An 18,714-nucleotide genomic window follows, 5' to 3' on the forward strand; every position below is an offset into this window, starting at 1 on the left:
CCGGCCGTATACTGTCTGCTACTCACCCACTCGTTGCCACCGCGGCTTTTCCACTCCGCCACCCTCCGCGATGACATCCGAGTTAACGGACGTTCTCCCGCTCCTCGCCCCCGAGCTTCTCTACGCCACCTGCGCCCCGGACGGTAGTCGCCTCCACTGCAACACCGCATGGGGATCGATTCTCGGCAAGGATGAGCTGTGGGCGGCCATGAACGAAGAAGACGCACGCTTTGCTAAGGAATACCTGAGCGAGGCGGCGTCTGGCGGCCTCGTCACCAACCAGGTCTTTCTCGTTGACCGGCACAAGCGTGACCTCCCGGTCCCGGTGCTGCTCAACTTCTTGCCGATCTACCTCCCCGATCAACAAGCGGGTAACCTCTCCGTCATGGTCACGGGCGAGGTCCTTCAGGAGCCCGTGAGTTGGGCAACGGAGCAGACGCGCCGCCGACGGATGGAGATGCTCGGTCAGATGGCGATGGGCATCGCGCACGACTTCAACAACCTGCTCACGTCTATCCTCGGGCACACAGAGCTGCTGCGCGGCGACCTCACGAACCTCTTCGGCGGTCATGGCTCGCTCGCCACCGACGCCGTGGGCCAACTCAAGATGATCGAGCGCGCCGCAATGGACGGGGCCGTGCTCGTCAGGAAAATCCAGCAATACATCCGTCACGAGAAACAAGAACGCTTCGAGCACATCGACCTTTCGGAGTTGATCGAGGAAGTCCTCGCGCTGACGCGGCCCTACTGGTACAACGAGCCACGCCGTCAGGGCATTCTGATCCGCACGCGCAAGCAGCTCGCCGAGCTGCCCGATGTTGCAGGGTCAGGCACGGAGCTGCGTGAGGTGTTTGCCAACCTCGTCCTCAACGCCGTTCAGGCGATGCCCCAAGGCGGCACCATCACCGTGCGGACCTACGTCGACGAGGCGCGCGGGGTCGTTGCCGAAGTGCGCGACAACGGGAAAGGCATGCCGGAGGACGTACGCTCGCGCATCTTCGAGCCGCTGTTCACCACCAAAGGCGAGAAAGGCACTGGCATGGGCCTGACCGTGTCCTACGGCATAGTCCAGGAGCACGAAGGCACCATCGAGGTGGCCAGTGAGGCAGGCGAAGGCACCAAGTTTACACTCACGTTCCCCGTGGCGACGGACCGTGCGGTGCAGATCGCGACCGATCCACCCGAGCCCTCGTTCCACCCGGCCGAAGCCAAGGCGGGCCGCCTGCTCGTCGTGGACGACGAGGAGATGGTCCGCTCGGTGACGGGCCGTCTGCTTCGCCTGAAAGGCCACGAGGTCGACGAGGCCGAAGGGGGCGAGAAGGCGCTCGCGCTCATCGCCGATCAACCGTACGACCTCGTGCTCACGGACCTCTCCATGCCGGAGATGAGCGGCCGCGAACTAGCCTTCCGCATCCGGCAGCATCACCCGCGCCAGCCGATCATCCTCCTCACGGGCGACACCGATGCTAAGGACGGCACCGAGCACGTCGATGTGGTCGTCAAGAAGCCGTTCAAGCTCGACGATCTCGAAGCCGTCGTGCAGCGCCTCCTCAACGGATAAGGACGCCCTGCCATGTTCGGCGACCTCGGTATGCGAGCAGTCTTCGCCGCGAACGTCCTCGTCGCAGGCATCGTAGGCTTCTCGTCCCTCTTCACGCCCGAGCGGGCCACCCAGACCGTCTTCGAAGGCACCGCGTCGCCCGGCGCGGCGATGGGCGTGACGGGTGCGTTCTGGGTTACCGTCGCGCTGCTCTCCATCGCCGGGCTCGTGTGGCCGACACGCATGGCGCCGGTCCTCCTGGTGCAGCTGTGCTACAAGGCGCTCTGGCTCGCGTTCTTTGCCGCGCCAGCGTGGCAGGCCGGACGCCCGGTGCCAAGCGGCATTGCCTCGTTCTTTGCCGTCTGGGTCGTCGTGCTCCCGTTCGTGATCCCGTGGCGCGCGCTCTTCGGCGCAGCACACTGACGGCGGCGGCGCAGACGGTCGTGCTGCGCTTCGGGAAGAAGATCCTCGTGGTCTTCCCCGCCGACCCGGACGCGTTTGAGGCAGGCCTGACCGCATTGGAATCGGTGTAGAAGCCTTCCCTCATCCGTTGTCACACCAACTCGACTAGACGGTGGTGCACACTCACTCCAGAGTCATTCCCGCGAAAGCGGGAGCCCATTCGGGACCGCCTATGGATCCCGGATCAAGTTCGGGGTGACCAAGATGTGGTTCGGGGACGTTGCACCACGATCTCAAAGAACTGGTAGCATGTCTAACGCGGTTCAGCACCGCATCGATGCTACAGAACCGTCGAGTCGGTAGAGATCTTGAGACAAGCTCAGGATGACGTGGAGAGGTCGCTCAGGATGCTCTACCTAAACCCCGTAGCGGTCGGCGAAGTCGAGGAAGCGGCGGCTGAGCGCCTGCGCGAGCTTGGGCGAGTTGCCCCACGCGCGGTTGTTGGCGATGGTGAACAGCGTGACGCCCTGTTCGATGGCCTTGTAGGCGAGCGCCGTGGCCTCGTTGATCATCGTGCGCGCCTGCGCGGTCTGCGATAGATCAGGCACGGCGTCGGTGAACGGGTAGGCGTGGGCGAACGCGGCAGCGTACTTCATCTCGCGCGGGTTCAGGAGCCGCAGGATTGCCTCGCCATCGCCGGAGGAAAAGCGCTTACCGACGAGCTTCCACTGGGCCTGAAGCGACGGGAGCCACGTCCAGTGGCTGAACACGAAGCCGAGCCCGTTGGCCGCGAGCCAGTCCGTGTAGAGCGGCGAGAGTAGGTGCGGCGACCGTACTTCGAGGTGGTAGGGCAGCGGCGGCACCTCCGCGAAGAAGCGGTCGAGTTCGGCCACGAACGCCTCGGGCTCCGGCGACTCGCGCACGCGGGCATACTCCTGCTCGAAGATGACGCCCGCGAGCCGCTCGCCGAGGAGGTCGAACGCAGGCTCGGCGAACTGCTGCTCAAAGCCCGTGGGATCGAGATACGTCTCGTTCTCGACGAAGCCACCCTTGCGCCGGAGCACGCGCGCCGCGAACTGCTGCGGGGCCTTCAGGAGAAAGAGCGCGTCGTCCGGGGCGTGCTCGGCGTACTGCCGGAGGACGTGGTAGTTGGGCGACGGCTCGCCGTCGGGGTTGACGAGCGGACGGTAGAACGTGAAGTCGAGTTCGAGGACGCCGAAGTGCTGGAAGTAGTCCACCACGGACGTGATCGGCAACAGGCGCTCTTCGAAGGACTCGCCGCCGAGCTTTTTCGCACGCGTCGTCACCTCGGCCTCCCACGACTCGGGGTAGACCTGCCCGATCCACGCAGCGTAGCGGTCTGACGCCGTCCCGTAGGCCAGGCGCGGGTGCAGCGCGCGGAAGTCGAAGCGCTCGACGGCGGCCAGACGGTCTGCGATGGAAGGCGGAGCGAGGTTAGACATGGCAGGGTAAGATGGTGCCCTCAAACCTACGCCGAGCCTACCGTGCGAGTACGAGTCGTCGTGTGTCCATCCGGTCGCCGTGCACCAACTGGGCAACGTAGATCCCGCTCGGCAGCGCACGCCCGTCGAAGCGCACCGAGTGCGCGCCTGCACCGTACCGGCTGTCCGCCAGCACAGCGACCTCGCGGCCGAGGGCATCGTACACGACCAGCCGCACCGCCCCGGCGGCGGGCACGTCGAAGGTCAGCGTGGTCGTTTCGGCGAAGGGATTCGGGTAGGCAGCGTTCAGGTTCAGATCAACGACTGGCGCGGCGACCTCCTCGGCCACCGTGCGGACGCTTCCGAAGACATACGCGCCACCGAACGAGCCGACGATCACCTCGTCTGCCCCGTCGCCGTTGAGATCGCCTGCCGAAGCAATGCCTGCTCCGAATGCCGGGCCCGCGTCCTCCGGCGCAGCAAGTATGGCGAGCAAGGCCCCGTCGCTCCCACAGAACACATAGCCCTCGCCCACGCCCTCCCCTCCGTTCATCGCGCTGGCCGCCAGATCCGGCTGTCCATCCCCATCCGCGTCGGCGAGCGGTGCGAGCGCAAACCCGAATCCTACCACGTTCTCGGTATCATTCGGCGGCGCGATGGTGTAGAGGCGCGTTCCGGTCAGACCGCTGAACACGTGGACGGTCCCGACGGCCTCCTTGCGATTCGTCGCCTGAACGAACGGCGTGCCGATGGCGATGTCCTCGTGCCCGTCGCCGTTGATGTCGCCGAGGCCCTCCACGGTCATGACCATGGACCATGCATCGGGCCACACCAGAGCGAACTGGCGCAGGAGCGAACAATCCCGCCCGTCGAACGCATACGCCATACCCGTAGCACTCTCCGTCAAGGCCCCGCGAGTCTGGCTGTCTCCGACGATGAGGTCTGGCGTGCCATCCGCGTTCACATCGGCGGTCGAGATCGACGAGGCAAAGCTTGCGGTCAACGTCGGCGACTGGGCTGTGCAAATCGTACGTCCGTCTTCGCCGCGCAGCACGTGGACGCGCCCCGTACTGAACTGCGGCTCTCGGTTCACCTCAAACCGCGCACTGACGGCGATGTCCGACACACCTCCACCGTCGAGGTCGCCCAGCGGAGTGATCGCCTCGCCGAAACGTCCGCCTTCCTGAGCAGCGGGCGACACGAAACGCCGCAACACCTCGCCGGTCGCGCTGCTAAACGCGACAGCGGTGCCGATCTCTGTGTCGTCTTGCTGAAACGTAGGGTCGCCCAGGATCACATCGGGCAGGCCGTCCCCGTCGAGGTCGCTTACGGGAGCGAGTCCTTGCCCAGGCTGCCCGTAGTAGGAGCGGCGATCAAAGCCGGCTGGATCGGGCTTTAGAGTGTGGAGCACCTGGCCGTCCGCACCACTGACGACGTACGACAGCAGCGCGAGCCGCTCATCGACGACGGCTTCTGCAGTCGCGTAGGCCGCCCCTACCAGCAGATCGGGCCGCCCGTCTCCATCGATATCGCCAAGGCTCTGCACTGGAAAGCCGACGTAGCGCTGCACGTCCTCAGTGAACGGCATGCCTTCGGTGGGTGCGACGGAGAACAGCATGGGGAGTTGCTGCACGTCGGGTTGGGCAACGGCGAGCGGAGCCGCAACAGCAACGAAGAGCAGCACGAATGGGCGGGTCAGCATGGCGAGAAGCGACAGCGTGAGGTGGGGTCAAAACACCGCCTATAGCCTTCGAGACGACTGAAACAGGGCGCGATCCAGGCTGCGAGACTGTGCGCTACCTAGACGCTCAAGAAGTGTGCCGACCGCAATTCCCTGTGTTCGAGCTACGCCTCCACCGCCTCAGGCACATCGTCCACCGGCTGGCCGACCAGGCGCAGGATGACGACGAGCAGCACCGCGCTGATGGGGAGCATCACCCACCACGGCACGCCGAAGCCGACGGGCAGCGCGCACAGCAGCCACGCCACGCCGCCGACCAGCAGCGCATACGGCAACTGTGTCCGGACGTGGTCCACGAGGTCGCACTGGGTGGCGAGGCTCGACAGAATCGTGGTGTCTGAGATCGGCGAGCAGTGGTCGCCCCAGACGGCTCCGGCCAGGACGGCCGCTACGGCCGCGTAGAGGATCGAGAGGTCGTCCGTGGTCCCCCCGGCGACCATCACCCCCCAGGCCAGCGGCACCACCAGCGGCATCAGGATACCCATCGTGCCCCAGCTGGAGCCCGTCGCGAACGCGGTAAACGCCGCCAGCAGGGCGATCAGGAACGGTAGCAGGCCCGGCGCGACGTTGCCCGTCAGCAGATCCGTCAGGAACGCCGCCGTGCCAAGCGCAGCGTTCACCTCCGAGAGCGCCCACGCGAGCACGAGGATCACGGCGGCGAGCAGGATCGAGCGCGCGCCGTGGTACCACGCGTCCAGCGCCTGCTCCAGCGTCAGGATGCGCTGGCCCACCGAGAGCCCCACCGCCACGATCACGCCGAGCAACGACGCCCAGAGGAGCGCCGTGTACGAGTTCGCCTCGCCGATGATGTTCTGCAGCGTGAGCGCGCCGCCGCCTTCGAGCACGGCGGCGCGGCCCGTCCACCACAGCCCGACGAGCACGCCGCCCACGAGGACGAGGATCGGCAGCGCCGCATTGACGATGCGCGCTGGAGCATCGGCGGGCGGTTCGAGGAGGTGTTGGTCGCCCGCGTCCGTCTCGATGGCGGAGCCGTGGCGGTAGAGTTGGCCGGTCTGCCGGGCGCGGCGTTCGGCGGCCAGCATCGGCCCGAAGTCTCGGCGCGTAAGAGCGACGGCGTAGACAAAAAACAGCGCCAGGATCGGGTAGTAGAGGTGCGGAATCGAGTTCAGGAAGACGCCGTACGCCGAGAGGTTGAGGCTGTCGATCTGCGCGCCCTCAATTTGGTTGAGGGCCTCGCCGATGAGGCCGACCTCGTAGCCGATCCACGTCGTCACGAACGCGAGGCACGCGATGGGCGCGGCGGTCGAGTCGACGAGGTAGGCGAGCTTCTCGCGGCTGATGCGCAGCTTGTCCGTGATGGGCCGCATCGTACCGCCGACGATGAGCGAGTTGGCGTAGTCGTCGAAGAACACCAGGCAGCCGAGCACGGCTGTGGTGAGTTGCCCGCGTTGCGCCGTGTTCGCCCACGACACGACCGCGTTGACAATGCCGCGCGTGCCGCCGTTCTTCTGGATCACACCCACGAGCCCGCCAATCATGAGCGAGAACACGATGATCGACACCCGGTCTGGGTCCGTGAGCGCCGCGATGATGTAGGTGTCGATGGTGGTGAGGAGACCGGTGAACCACCCCAGCGCGCCGTCGCCCGTCACGATCCACGCGCCGACCCACACGCCCGCGAAGAGCGCCGCCACGACCTGCCGGAACACCAGCGCTGCCCCAATCGCGACGAGCGCCGGGAGGATGCTGAGCGCGCTCGCGCCCGGATCGGTCGGGACGTCCTGAGCTAAGGCCACCGCTGGAAGCAAGGCGAGCGCGAATACGCTGAGCCAACGCTGCGCTCGAAGGCAGAAGGGTGAAGGATGACGGATGAAAGGCATAGGCCGCTGTTGCTGGTCACCCTTGGGGGATCCTTTTCTCTTTCTGCGCTCTGCGTTCTGCATTCAGCCTTCCCTTCAGGTTCCAAAAATCCGGTCGCCGGCGTCGCCGAGGCCGGGGCGGATGTAGGCGTGGCCGTCGAGTTCGCGGTCGAGGACGGCAGCCGTGATGGGCACGTCGGGGTGCTCGGCCTCGATGTGGGCGACGCCCTCCGGCGCAGCGACGAGGACGACGAGGCGCACGTCGGTCGCGCCCTGCTTCTTGAGGTGGCCGATCGCTCCGGCCGCGCTGCCGCCCGTGGCCAGCATCGGGTCGACAACAAAGACCACCGCGTTGGTGACGGCGGCGGGGATGTTGGCGTAGTAGTCGACCGGCTCGTGCGTGGCCTCGTCGCGGTACATCCCCAGGTGCCCGATCCGCGCCTCCGGGACGAAGCGCACGAAGCCGTCAGCCATGCCGAGGCCGGCGCGCAGCACGGGCACCACGACAACCTCCTTGGCGAGCACGTGCCCGACCGTCGTCTCCAACGGCGTCTCGATGTCCACCTCAGCAAGCGGCACACCGCGCAGCGCCTCGTAGGCGAGGATCGACGCCGCGTCGGCGAGCGTCACGCGGAACAGCCCGTGCGGGGTGGCCTTGTCGCGCAGGATCGCGATGTCGCGCTTGAGAATGGGGTGGTCTACGAGCGTGAGCATGAAGTTGGAAGTAGAACGTTGGGCGTGAGAAGTGGACGACTCTTGGGAGGCGCGGCCTGGCTTGATGCCACAGCAACCTCCACCACTTCTAACGTCTCCCTTCTGGCTTCTTACCTCGCTTCTCGGCGACGACACGCTTGTGGATTTCGGCGTTTTCGACCCAGGGCTTGCGCTCGAAGTAGCCGTTGGTCAGCTTCACGAGCAGACCGGAGAGCGCAATCAGGGCAATCACGTTCGGGATCGTCACGAGCGAGAGCGCCACGTCGCCGAGGTCCCAGACGGTCGTAACCGCGATCACAGCCCCGAGGAAGTGCATGATCACGAAGACGAACTTGAACGGCAGGATGGCCTTCGTGCCGAAGAGGTAGTTCGCGCAGCGGTCGCCGTAGTAGCTCCATGAGATGCTCGTCGAGATGGCGAAGAGGAAGACCGAGATGAGCACGATCCAGCGGCCGAAGCCGCCGAGGCCGATGGGCTCCAACCCCTGCTCGAAGCCGAGCGTGGTGAGCGGCGCGGAGTTCACGAACACGTCCGCATAGACGGTGCCCAGTTCCTCGCCGCCCCTCGTCACGATGCGGTCGTCGCCGGGGAAGAGTGTGCCGGTGAACGGCATCGTACGCGCTTCGTCGACGAAGACGCTGTCCGCGCCGACGCCGACGTAGCCCATCCGCGCGCCGTCGCTCACGACCGGCAGGCCCTGCTCGTAGGCAATCGGCTCAGCGTAGTCGACGAGGGGCGAGTAGCCCACAGCGTCCGTGCCCTCGACGATGGAGACATTGGCGTTGGCGAACGAGACGGCTTCCAGCGTGCGCGTCTGGTAGACGTCCGTCGTGATGAGGACGAGGCCTGTGAGCGTGCAGATGATGAGCGTGTCGATGAGCGGCTCCAGAAGCGCCACGACGCCTTCCGAGACGGGCTCGTCGGTCTTGGCGGCCGAGTGCGCGATAGGCGCCGAGCCTTGCCCGGCCTCGTTCGAGAAGAGGCCGCGCTGCACGCCGAAGGTGAGCGTGAGGATGAAGAGGCCCGCGCCGGTGCCTGCGACGCCGCTCGTCGGGTTGAACGCCTCGGTGAAGATCAGCCCAAACGCCGCCGGGACCTCGGCGATGTTGAGCCCAAGAATGATGAGTGCGCCGAGCACGTAGAGCGCCGCCATCGCCGGGGCGACGATGCTCGTCACGCGGCCGATGCGCTGGATGCCGCCGATGATGACGATGCCCACGATGGTGGCCGTGATCAAGCCCGTGATCGTCGGCGAGATGCCGAAGTTGCTCTGGACCTGCGTGGCGATGGTGTTGGCCTGGACGGCGTTGCCAGTCAGGAAGCTCGTCACCATGAGCGCCCCCGCAAAGAAGACGGCGACAGGCTTCCACCCGAGGCCCTTCTCGATGTAGTACATCGGCCCGCCCGCCACGGAGCCTTCCCATGCCTTCGAGTCGCGGTCGGGCGCGACGATCACGCGGAAGTGCTGCGCAAGCGTCACCTCGCTGTACTTTGTGCACATACCGAGGATCGCGGTGATCCACATCCAGAAGAGCGCGCCCGGTCCGCCGATGTGAATCGCCATGGCCACGCCCGCGATGTTGCCGACGCCGACGGTCGCCGAGAGCGCTGTCGTGAGCGCCTGGAAGTGCGACACGTCGCCTGGCTCGTCGGGGTTGTCGTAGCGCCCGGTCGCGACCGCAAAGCCGTGGCCGAGGCGGCGGAACTGCACGAAGCCCAGGCGGAGCGTAAGGAAGAGGCCCGCCCCAAGCAGGCCAACCAACAGCGGCCACTTGAGGATGTTGTTGACCGTGTCGACGAACAGGGAGATGAGCTCCATGAGAAAGGCAGAGTGGGTGGGCGGCGCGGTGGGGGACGCGGCCAGAACGTTAAGGCTGCGTAAAGCCGGGCGAATATACCGAGGAGGCTGCACTCGTCCGGTGGGAAATCTGCAGCCCAATCGTGGCCTATTCCTCAAATTCGGCGCCTGCCCTCACCCGCGTGCATTTGTGGAATGATCCGCTTTAGCGCGTTGTCGCGCGTGTCGATAGCAACCCGTAATTTCGGAAGCGCTTCCGATGCTCAGCCACTCTGCGTGGCGCGGCCGTGCTTCCCATGGCTGCTTCCCTCCCACGATGAGGCCGACCCCGGCTCGCTATCTTATGTCACTCCCCCCCATCGCGCCCGTCTCCCGGATCACCATGCCCTTCAAACGCGACGTCCGCAAACGCGCCGTCTACCAGGAACCGACGCCCCACCTCGACAAGAACAACCCGTTCCAGTCGATGATGGAGCGCTTCGACTACGCGGCCGAGGTCCTCGAACTCGACACCGGCCTCTACGAGTACCTCAGCTCGTCCTCCCGCATCCACATCACGTCGGTCCCGGTGATGATGGACGACGGACAGATCCAGGTGTTCGAGGGCTACCGCGTCATTCACAACGAGGTGCTCGGGCCCTCCAAGGGCGGCATCCGCTTTGCCACGGACGTCCACCTCGACGAGGTGAAGGCGCTCGCGGCCTGGATGACCTGGAAGTGTGCCGTCGTCGGCGTGCCGTTCGGCGGCGCGAAGGGCGCCGTCAAGTGCGACCCGCGCTCGATGAGCCCCGGCGAACTGGAGCGCCTCACGCGGCGCTACACCGCCAACCTGATGGACGTCTTCGGCCCGGACAAGGACATCCCCGCGCCGGACATGAACACCAACGAGCAGATCATGGCCTGGCTGCTCGACACCTACTCGATGCACGTGCGCCGCACGGAGCCGGCCGTGGTGACGGGCAAGCCGATCCTGCTGGGCGGCAGCCAGGGCCGCCGCGAGGCGACCGGTCGCGGCGTGATGACGTGTACGCTCGCCGCGATGGACAAGCTCGGCCTGCGCCCCGGCCAATGCCGTGTGGCGGTGCAAGGCTTCGGCAACGTCGGCTCCGTGGCCGCGCTGCTGCTCCACGAGCAGGGCTGCCAGGTCGTCGCCATCTCGGACATCTCGGGCGGCTACTACAACGCCAGCGGCATCGACATCCCCGCCGCGATCGCCTACGCCGCCGAGCACGGCCGCTCCCTCGCCGGCTTTGGCGGGGCCGACTCGATCACCAACGACGAGCTGCTCACGCTCGACGTGGAGGTGCTCGCGCCCTGCGCCAAGGAAAACCAGATCACCGAGGAGAACGCCGCCGACATCCAGGCGCAGATCATCTCAGAAGGCGCCAACGGCCCAACCACGGCCGAGGCCGACGACATCCTCAACGAGAAGGGCGTGCTCGTCGTGCCCGACATCCTCGCCAACGCGGGCGGCGTTACGGTGTCCTATTTCGAGTGGGTGCAGGACCGCCAGGGCTACTTCTGGAGCCTGGAGCGCGTCAACCGCCGCCTCGACCGCATGATGCGCCAGGCGTTCAACACCGTCTACGACGCGCACGAGAAGTACGACATCCCGATGCGCATCGGCGCGTACGTGATCGCCATCGACAAGGTGGCCAGCGCCCTCCGCACCCGCGGGATCTATGCGTGACCGCGGCGGGGTGCTACGTGGACGCTCACGAAGCATCCCGCAACGCTGAGTGCGCCACGCTGCAGGGAGGTTGTTGCTACTCTCCTATCTCGAAGTCATCCTGAGCGAAATCCGCGCGGCGGATGTAGACGAAGGATCTCTGTCTACCTGGCAGCTCATGCCAGAGCTTGAACGCTGACCCGCAGATCCTTCGACTCGCTATGCTCGCTCAGGATGACTTCGATGGGGTGTTCGCGTTCGTTCTTCCGATGGCAGCCTGTTCGGGACGCGCGTCTGCCCTTGGACTCGTAAAACGCATTGCCCGCTCGCTAGCATTCTGGTTCTCACCTGTCCTGCTCCTCGCTGGGTGCGCCACTCCCGTGGCGCCGAGCGGAGGCCCGCCGGACCGGACGCCGCCGCGCCTCGTGGCCTCGCTGCCCGAGGCAGGCGCGCTCCACGTCGAGACCGACGAACTCCGCCTCGCCTTCTCGGAGGACGTCAACGCGGGCTCGGTCGTCCGCGCGCTCACCATCGTGCCGAGCTTCTCCGAGCCGCTCGACATCGACGTGAACCGCGAGGAGGTACGCATCCGCTTCCCCGATGCCCTGCGCGACTCGACGACCTACGTGGTCACGCTGGGGACTGACCTCCAGGACCTCCGTAGCGTCAAACTATCGGCGCCCATCACGCTGGCCTTCTCGACGGGCGACCAACTCGATGAGGGCCGCCTTACGGGCACGCTGCGCGATCCGCTCCGCGGCCAGGGCGTCGCCGACGTGAACGTGTTCGCCTACGCCCTTCCGACGAACCTCGCCGCTACCGACTCGCTGCCAGACCCCCGCGAAGTCGAACCGAGCTACCAGACGCAGACCGGCGCCGACGGGCGCTTCGCGTTCGAGTACCTCCGCCCTGGCCCGTTCTTCGTAGCGGCGGTACAGGATGTCAACCGCTCGCGCACGGCTGACCCAGGCGAGGCGTTCGCCGTGCCGACGGCGGTCCCTGTCGTGGCGTCTGACTCCGCTGACGTGCCTGACCTCGCTCTCTACCTCGCTCGCCGCGACACAGTCGGCCCGGTACTGCGCAGCGTGCGCTCCGCCTCAAACCGCCGCTTCGCCGTGCGTTTCGACGAGTCTGTGCTGCTCGCTAGCCGCGCTACGACCGCATGGAGTGTCACAGACACAACCACGGGCTCGCCTGCGACCGTGGAATCGGTCTACCAGACGCCCGACGTGCCCCAGCAAGTGTGGCTCGTCACCGACACCCGTGCTGCCCGAGGCCACCGCGTCGCGCTCGTCGACCCGGCAGCCGTCACGGACTCGACCGGCAACGTTGCCCGCGGCGACGCCGTGTTCACGCCGAGCGTCGCGCCTGACACCGTGCAGACGCGCGTCGCCGCGCTCGTGCCGACGGTGGCGGAGAGCGATACGGTCAAGGCGTTGCGCCCCGGCGAGCGCCCGGGCGTCCGCTTCACCCGCGCGCCTGACTCGGCCGCGCTCGCGCTCGTCCAGATCGCTCCAGCCGACCTTACCCTCGACGACACTGTCGCCGACGGCGTCACCCTGCGGATCACCGACCTCGGCAATGCCGAGCGTGTCGCCCTCACGGTCCCACGCGCGGACTCGACGCGGACGGTCGTCTTCACCGCGCCCACGGCTGACGACCTAGGCGAACTCGTGGGCGTCGTCGCACGCGACTCGCTCGTGGCCGACGCGCCCATCATGGTGGAGTTGCGACTGGCGGACGAACTGCTTCAGGTCGCGAGGGCTGACGCTGCTGGCACCTTCCGCTTTGAGGGGCTGCCCGAGGGCGAGTACCAGCTTCGCCTCATCGCCGACCGCGACACGAGCGGTACGTGGACGGGCGGCACGCTCGCGCCTTACACCCCGCCCGAGGCACTGCTCCTGGTCCCGACGCCCGAGCGCGTGCGCCCCCGCTGGGAGACGGTCATTGACACGCTACGGTTTGGCACACCGCCTCGACCGGTACTGCCCACTACACCGGCTGCTGACGCTGCGCCCCCGGAGACTGGCGACGGCTGAGTGCGCCTAGGCCGTGAACCCGGCGGCCTTGTGCGAGCCGTCGCAGAACGGCTTGTTGCTGGAGTGCCCGCAACGGCAGAGCGCAGCCTTGCCCGTGACGAGGTTTGTGGCACCGTCGGCGCTCGTGAGGGTCATCGGGCCGGTGGCAACGATGGGACCGTCTGGGAGCGGCGTGACGGTGAGCCCGCCAGTCAGATCGCCGGCTGCGGTCGCGTTGTGCTCGCCGATAGCCCCAGCGTCCTGAAACGCCGCCGTGTCGTCGCTCTCGTGGTGGGAGCCGTCGCAGAGCGGCTTGTTCGACGAGCGCCCGCAGCGGCAGAGCGCCACGCGCACATCGTCAAGCAGTATGTCGCCGTCGGGCATGGCGATGGACACTTGGCCGTGCGCGTAGAGCGGCCCGTCAGCTTTCACCCGGATCTCGCTCCCCTCGGGCGTGGGCTCGACGAGCGACCCGTCTTTCATCGTAAAGTGCAGCGCGCCCGTCGGACACTGCATCACCACGGCGGCGATGGCTTCAGGCTCGCCCTGCTCAGGCTCCACCCAAGGACGGCGCTTCGGGTCGAACACGTCCGGCAGCCCACGCACGCACGCGGCGAAGTGAATGCAGCGCTTCGAGTCGTAGGCGACCTCGATGCGGTCATCGGCGTAGGTGTGGAGCTTCGACTTCATGCGATTGGCGATTGGCGATTGGCGATTGGCGATTGGCGATTGGCGATTGGCGATGAAGCAAACTGCCCGCCGGCGACCATGTCAAACGATTTCGTTCAACCTGGGCCTGGGCCACTTCCAACTTCTCCCTTCTCCCTTCCCACTTGCACATCGACGCGTCCCGACAACGCTTCGGTGAACGAGGCGACGAGCAGCTCGACCTCGGAGCGCCGAACGCGGAGGTGGAGCGCGGTGCCGTCAGCCGTGTACGCGGTGTCCGCAATCTGAGCGTCGAAGCGCCCGACGGTGTGCATCGCGGGCGACGTGTCGGGGTAGGCGAAGTGGACCGTGACCGGCACGCGCTGGATATGCTCAACGGGCGTGCAGGCGTCGAGCACCGCCGAGGCGGCATCGCCGTAGGCCCGGACGAGGCCGCCCACGCCGAGCTTCGTCCCGCCGTAGTAACGCGTCACAGTGACGAGCACGTTGGTGAGCCCGCGCCCCTCGATCTGCCGGAGGATGGGCTGCCCCGCCGACCCGTTCGGCTCACCGTCATCGTTTGCACGCCACACGTTGCCCCCCTTTCCGCTGACACCAGCGCCGATGCGGTAGGCCGAGCAGACGTGCGTGGCGGTGTACTCCCGCTTCTTGATGCGAGCGACATGCGCCTCGGCCTCCTCCACACTCTCGACGGGGAACGCCTCGCCGATGAACCGCGAGCCTTTCACCTTCGGCGGCTCGACGCTCTCAGGTACGGCGATGGAGGTATAGGAGTCCGAGGTCACAGGTCTAAGGTCGCAGGTCCATGCTCGCTGACTTCGACATCACAACGTGATGCAAAGACGTAGTTCATCACCCGGGCTTTGCCTTGCAGGACGAACAGCTTTGTGCCCAATGTCAGGACCCGCGACGGCTGAAGCGCGAGGCGGTCGAGGAGTTCATCTCGCTGCTCGTCATCGGCCTCGTAGATCGTAGCCGATGCAATTGTAGTCGCCGCCGCTATGTAGGTCACGCCCGCAAAGCGTACGGTGTGGGTACGCTCACCGCCTCCCTCCAGCGTTTCCCACGCCCGAAAGGCAATCTGGCTATGCGATGCGTTTCGCTCCCAAAGCACGAGGCGTCCTGGAACTCGACCGACTAGCGTATCCGGTTTGCCCATGGTGACCTCCGACGTGCGACCCATGACCCGCGACCCACCTACGGAAACTTCTTCCGGTCGCGCGAGGGTGGCGTCGGGCCGGGCGTGACGGTAAGCGTCTGCGAGGCGGAGGCGCCGTTCTGGCGGAGCGTCAGTGTGTAGGTGCCCGGCGTGAGGTAGAAGCGCTCGTCGTCGGCCGCTTCGTGGTCTTCGGCGAGGGCAAAGTCAGCGGTCAGGTCGTAGGTGAACACGTTGAGCCCGAGCACGGAGTCGAGATCGACGGTGCGAACCGTCTCGACTGTGCCCGTCGAGTCTTCGCGGGTGACTTCGAGTGTCGCAATGCCTTCGGCTTGCAGCCAGGCGACGAGGTCGAGGTCAGGCGTGGTGACATCGTTCCAGCGCCAGCCGCGGCGGCCCCACGCACCGGAATGTCGGATGTCGTCGGCTGCGAACAGGTGCACCGGCTTCGAGCGAACGTCGGCGGTAAGCTGCTGAAGGTGAGCGACGCTGGCGCGGTAGATCGAGCGGCCATGCGTGCCAACGACCAGGTCGTGCGCGGCGTGGTGGTAGGCGAGGTCGTGGACCGGCGCGTTCGGCATCGCGGCGTCGGTGCCGGTCGCCATGAGCGCCATGAACGACTGGCCGCGGTCGAGGCTGACGTAGAGCCCGTGGTCGGTGCCGACGTAGAGTAGGTCGGCGTTCTCACGGTCCTCCATCACCACGTTGACCGGCTCGTTGGGCAACCCACCCTCCGTGCCCATCGCACCCAGTTGCGTCCACGACTGGCCGTAGTCCTCCGTCACGAAGACCAGCGGCGTGAAGTTGTCGAAGCGGTAGCCGTTGAGCGACACGTAGGCGCGGCCCGCCTCGTGGTGGCTCGCCTCGACGCGGCTCACCCAGAAATCGCGCGTCGCCGCGGGGAGGTTCGCGCCGGCATTCGTCCACGAGGTGCCGCCGTCGCGGGTGACGTGGAGGCTACCGTCGTCGGCGCCGGCCCAGAGCAGCCCGAACTGCAGCGGCGACTCGTCGAGGCTGGTGAGCGTGCCGTAGGGCACATCGCCGGGGAGGCCGCCTTTTGTGAGGTCGTCCGAGAGCGCGGTCCACGTCTCGCCGCGGTCCATCGAGCGGTGCAGCTTATTGGAGCCGAAGTAGAGGATGTCGTTGTTGAAGCGCGAGAGGTGAATCGGCGTCTGCCAGTTGAAGCGCAGCGGGCGCTCGCCGAGGTCGTGGCGCGGCGTGATGCGCGTGCGGCTGAAGGAGCCGTCGTCGCGGCGCTCGATGCGGTAGTAGTTGCCAAACTGGAAGCCCGTGTAGATGCGCTCGTTGGTACGCGGATCGACCTGGATCTGCATCCCGTCGCCGCCCATGATCCGCTCGTAGGGGTACTGCCCCTCGGCCCGCCACCCCGGCGACTCTTCGTAGGTGTGCGGCCCGCGCCAGACGCCGTTGTCCTGGAGCCCGCCGTAGACGCGGTACGTGTCCGCGCTGTCCACCGCGACGGTGTAGAACTGCCCGACCGGCGGGATGTTGAGCTTGAACCAACTCTGGGCGTCGTCATAGCTGATGTTCAGCCCGCCGTCGTTGCCGTTGATGAGGTGGCCGGGCCGGTCGGGGTTGACCCACAGTGCGTGGTGGTCGACGTGGACGTGATCGGCGTCGTTGCTTGTCCACGTCTGGCCGCCGTCGGTCGAGCCGATGAGCGGGACGCCGAGGAGGTAGAGCCGGTCCTCGTCGTGCGGGCTGACGCGGATTTCGCCGAAGTAGTAGCCGTAGCTAAACACGAAGTCGTCAATGAAGCCGTCGTGGGCCTTGCGCCACGACTGGCCGCCGTCGTCGGAGCGGTAGACTTCGCCACCGATGACGGGCGTGTCGAAGAGCTCGCGGTTGGCGTCTTCGAGGTAGGCGACGAGGTCGGCTGGGTCGAGCGTGTTGTCCTCCACCATCGCCTGGACAGACGCGGCGGAGTAGTTCAGCGGGAAGCCGTTGTTGTCGAGGAACGCGTTGACGGCCTTCTCGGAGAGCGCGAGGAAGGCGTCGCGGCCCATCGTGCGGAGGGCGTCGCGCGTCGGCTGCGCGGCCGGGTCGTCGTCACCCATGTCTTCCTCCTCCTCCGGGCGGCGGTCCTGGTTGTCGAGGAAGGCGTAGATCGTCTGCCCGGCGCCAAAGCCCGCGTCGCCGGGGAAGAGGGCGAGGCCGATGCGCCCGACGCCTGCGCCGGTCGGAAAGCCTGAGTCTTCGGTCGAGATCTGCTCCCACGAGTCGCCGCCGTCGGCTGACTTGTAGATCGCCGAGCCGGGGCCGCCCTCGACGAAGTTCCAGGCGACGCGGCTGCGGTCCCACGAGGTAGCGTAGAGCACGTCGGCGTCGGTTGGGTCGATCACGAGGTCGATGACGCCCGTCGAGTCGTTCACAAACAGCGACTTCGTCCACGACTGGCCACCGTCGGTGGTCTTGAAGACGCCGCGCTCGTCGTTGGGCGAGTAGAGGTGCCCGATGGCCGCGACCCACGCGGTTTCGGCGTCGTCAGGGTGGAGCACGATGCGGCCGATGTGGTGCGTCTCGCCGAGGCCGAGGTGCGTCCAGTTTTCGCCGCCGTCCATCGACTTGTAGACGCCGGTCCCCGCGTAGGACGAGCGGCTGGAGTTGTTCTCGCCCGTCCCCACCCACACGATGGGCGATACGTCGCTGTCCACCGACTCCGGCCAGCGCACGGCGATGTCGCCGATGGTCATGACCGGGAGGTCATCGAACTTGGGCGTGAACGCGCCGCCGTTGGAGGCCGTGTGCCAGAGGCCGCCTGAGGCGTAGGAGACGAAGAAGTGCGTCGGGTCGGCGGGCCACACGTCGAGGTCGGTCACGCGCCCGCTCATCACCGTCGGGCCGATGTTCTCGATGGGCAGCCCGCTCACCACGGATGCTTCCATGAGCCGCTGCCGCTGTGCAAACCCCGCGAGGCGCTCCTCCACGGGCATGAAGGCGACCTCAGGGGCCACAAGCCGCATCCCCGAGGCCGACCGCCCGGCTTGAGCCGGTGCAGACGGTGCTGAGGGCTGCGCGAAGGCACCCGGCGCGGCGAGAAGAGCGAAGAGGAGGAAGCGGACCATCGAAGCGGGAGTGTAGGTTCTACTCATGGGTGGACGAACATACCACGCCGCTCGCCCTCCTGTACCGCCGCGCCCCCCTGCCATGCCTTCGATTCGCACGCGCCTCCGCGATCGCTTTCGCCGCCCGAGCCCAACCGCTCCCGACCGCATGGCTGTCGAGCGGGAAGCGCCCCGGCTCGTTGCCTCCGTGCGCGACCAAGCCGAGGCTATCGCCCAGGACGAGTCGCGGCTGCGGGCGCTGCTGAGTCGCGCCGTGGGTAAGCTGCGCGCGCGGCGGGCCGATCTCGGCGGGCTGCGCGACGAGTTGCCAGTCCTGCTGCGCTTCCTGCGCGCGTGGGTGCAGGGCGACTACCGCCGCGTGCCGTGGCGGACGCTCACGCTCGTAGTGGCTGGCCTTGTCTATTTCGTGGCGCCCGTCGACCTGCTGCCCGACGTGCTCGTGGGCATCGGCTTCGTGGACGATGCGGCGGTGATCGCCTACGTGCTCAAGACCATCCGCGGCGACCTCGAACGCTTTGAGACGTGGGAGCGCAAGGAGAAGCGCCGCCTCGAACGCCGCCGCCGACGGTTGCTGCGGTAACGGGTTGAAGGTTGAAGGTTGAAGGTTGAAGGTTGAAGGTTGAAGGTTGAAGGTTGAAGGTTGAAGGTTGAAGGTTGAA

Annotated in this window: 15 protein-coding genes; 6 read left to right on the forward strand and 9 right to left on the reverse strand. The window is 66.8% G+C overall.

What is annotated here, in order from left to right; all coding sequences use genetic code 11:
* The first annotated feature begins 70 nt into the window (after positions 1-70).
* The 3 genes from AAFU51_11250 to AAFU51_11260 are packed head-to-tail and all read left to right on the forward strand — an operon-like array spanning position 71 to position 2,073.
* Positions 71-1,561, forward strand: a complete 1,491-nt coding sequence (locus AAFU51_11250) for an ATP-binding protein (protein ID MEO1571834.1) — start codon at positions 71-73, stop codon at positions 1,559-1,561.
* Between the two features lie 12 nt (positions 1,562-1,573).
* Positions 1,574-1,963 (forward strand): hypothetical protein, encoded by a 390-nt coding sequence (locus AAFU51_11255; GenBank protein ID MEO1571835.1) that lies wholly within the window; start codon positions 1,574-1,576, stop codon positions 1,961-1,963.
* Positions 1,933-2,073: a hypothetical protein gene (locus tag AAFU51_11260; protein ID MEO1571836.1), complete on the forward strand. Its 141-nt coding sequence runs from the start codon at positions 1,933-1,935 to the stop codon at positions 2,071-2,073. Before AAFU51_11255 ends, AAFU51_11260 begins: the two co-directional genes overlap by 31 nt.
* Before the next feature lie 285 nt (positions 2,074-2,358).
* On the opposite strand, the gene AAFU51_11265 is transcribed toward AAFU51_11260, so the two are convergent.
* From AAFU51_11265 to AAFU51_11285, 5 genes are all read right to left on the reverse strand, one after another.
* Positions 2,359-3,405, reverse strand: coding sequence for a DUF72 domain-containing protein (locus AAFU51_11265; GenBank protein ID MEO1571837.1), 1,047 nt, complete (start codon positions 3,403-3,405; stop codon positions 2,359-2,361).
* A 37-nt stretch (positions 3,406-3,442) separates the two neighbouring features.
* Positions 3,443-5,086, reverse strand: a complete 1,644-nt coding sequence (locus AAFU51_11270; protein MEO1571838.1) for a T9SS type A sorting domain-containing protein — start codon at positions 5,084-5,086, stop codon at positions 3,443-3,445.
* 143 nt (positions 5,087-5,229) lie between these two features.
* Complete coding sequence (locus AAFU51_11275) at positions 5,230-6,882, reverse strand: Na+/H+ antiporter NhaC family protein (protein ID MEO1571839.1); 1,653 nt, start codon at positions 6,880-6,882, stop codon at positions 5,230-5,232.
* A 159-nt stretch (positions 6,883-7,041) separates the two neighbouring features.
* A complete protein-coding gene (gene upp / locus AAFU51_11280; GenBank protein ID MEO1571840.1) occupies positions 7,042-7,659 on the reverse strand; it encodes a uracil phosphoribosyltransferase in 618 nt (205 codons plus the stop codon).
* Between the two features lie 88 nt (positions 7,660-7,747).
* A complete protein-coding gene (locus AAFU51_11285) occupies positions 7,748-9,478 on the reverse strand; it encodes a sodium:alanine symporter family protein (protein ID MEO1571841.1) in 1,731 nt (576 codons plus the stop codon).
* A 361-nt stretch (positions 9,479-9,839) separates the two neighbouring features.
* On the opposite strand from AAFU51_11285, the gene AAFU51_11290 reads away from it, so the two are divergent.
* Both AAFU51_11290 and AAFU51_11295 read left to right on the forward strand, forming a co-directional pair.
* Positions 9,840-11,147 (forward strand): Glu/Leu/Phe/Val dehydrogenase, encoded by a 1,308-nt coding sequence (locus tag AAFU51_11290; GenBank protein MEO1571842.1) that lies wholly within the window; start codon positions 9,840-9,842, stop codon positions 11,145-11,147.
* Positions 11,148-11,506: 359 nt separating this feature from the next.
* The gene (locus AAFU51_11295) at positions 11,507-13,165 is read left to right on the forward strand and encodes an Ig-like domain-containing protein (GenBank protein ID MEO1571843.1); all 1,659 of its coding nucleotides are present in this window, start codon (positions 11,507-11,509) and stop codon (positions 13,163-13,165) included.
* A gap of 6 nt (positions 13,166-13,171) precedes the next feature.
* On the opposite strand, the gene AAFU51_11300 is transcribed toward AAFU51_11295, so the two are convergent.
* From AAFU51_11300 to AAFU51_11315, 4 genes are all read right to left on the reverse strand, one after another.
* Positions 13,172-13,834 carry a CDGSH iron-sulfur domain-containing protein gene (locus AAFU51_11300; protein MEO1571844.1) on the reverse strand — a complete coding sequence of 221 codons (663 nt, stop codon included), beginning with the start codon at positions 13,832-13,834 and terminating at the stop codon, positions 13,172-13,174.
* Positions 13,835-13,929: 95 nt separating this feature from the next.
* A complete protein-coding gene (locus tag AAFU51_11305) occupies positions 13,930-14,598 on the reverse strand; it encodes a YigZ family protein (protein MEO1571845.1) in 669 nt (222 codons plus the stop codon).
* Positions 14,595-14,996 carry a hypothetical protein gene (locus AAFU51_11310; GenBank protein ID MEO1571846.1) on the reverse strand — a complete coding sequence of 134 codons (402 nt, stop codon included), beginning with the start codon at positions 14,994-14,996 and terminating at the stop codon, positions 14,595-14,597. Before AAFU51_11310 ends, AAFU51_11305 begins: the two co-directional genes overlap by 4 nt.
* A gap of 14 nt (positions 14,997-15,010) precedes the next feature.
* Positions 15,011-18,055: a glycosyl hydrolase gene (locus AAFU51_11315; protein MEO1571847.1), complete on the reverse strand. Its 3,045-nt coding sequence runs from the start codon at positions 18,053-18,055 to the stop codon at positions 15,011-15,013.
* An 82-nt stretch (positions 18,056-18,137) separates the two neighbouring features.
* Here AAFU51_11315 and AAFU51_11320 point away from each other — a divergent pair, with 82 nt between their 5' ends.
* Positions 18,138-18,635: a YkvA family protein gene (locus tag AAFU51_11320; GenBank protein ID MEO1571848.1), complete on the forward strand. Its 498-nt coding sequence runs from the start codon at positions 18,138-18,140 to the stop codon at positions 18,633-18,635.
* Positions 18,636-18,714: the final 79 nt, after the last annotated feature.

It is taken from the genome of Bacteroidota bacterium (assembly GCA_039821555.1).
In the GTDB taxonomy this organism is placed as follows: domain Bacteria; phylum Bacteroidota; class Rhodothermia; order Rhodothermales; family Rubricoccaceae; genus JBCBEX01.

Coding starts and splice junctions, on each gene's coding strand:
- AAFU51_11250 (MEO1571834.1), top strand. CDS start 71: ATGACATCCGAGTTAACGGACGTTCTCCCGCTCCTCGCCCCCGAGCTT.
- AAFU51_11255 (MEO1571835.1), top strand. CDS start 1,574: ATGTTCGGCGACCTCGGTATGCGAGCAGTCTTCGCCGCGAACGTCCTC.
- AAFU51_11265 (MEO1571837.1), bottom strand. CDS start 3,405: ATGTCTAACCTCGCTCCGCCTTCCATCGCAGACCGTCTGGCCGCCGTC.
- AAFU51_11270 (MEO1571838.1), bottom strand. CDS start 5,086: ATGCTGACCCGCCCATTCGTGCTGCTCTTCGTTGCTGTTGCGGCTCCG.
- upp (MEO1571840.1), bottom strand. CDS start 7,659: ATGCTCACGCTCGTAGACCACCCCATTCTCAAGCGCGACATCGCGATC.
- AAFU51_11285 (MEO1571841.1), bottom strand. CDS start 9,478: ATGGAGCTCATCTCCCTGTTCGTCGACACGGTCAACAACATCCTCAAG.
- AAFU51_11290 (MEO1571842.1), top strand. CDS start 9,840: ATGCCCTTCAAACGCGACGTCCGCAAACGCGCCGTCTACCAGGAACCG.
- AAFU51_11300 (MEO1571844.1), bottom strand. CDS start 13,834: ATGAAGTCGAAGCTCCACACCTACGCCGATGACCGCATCGAGGTCGCC.
- AAFU51_11310 (MEO1571846.1), bottom strand. CDS start 14,996: ATGGGTCGCACGTCGGAGGTCACCATGGGCAAACCGGATACGCTAGTC.
- AAFU51_11315 (MEO1571847.1), bottom strand. CDS start 18,055: ATGGTCCGCTTCCTCCTCTTCGCTCTTCTCGCCGCGCCGGGTGCCTTC.
- AAFU51_11320 (MEO1571848.1), top strand. CDS start 18,138: ATGCCTTCGATTCGCACGCGCCTCCGCGATCGCTTTCGCCGCCCGAGC.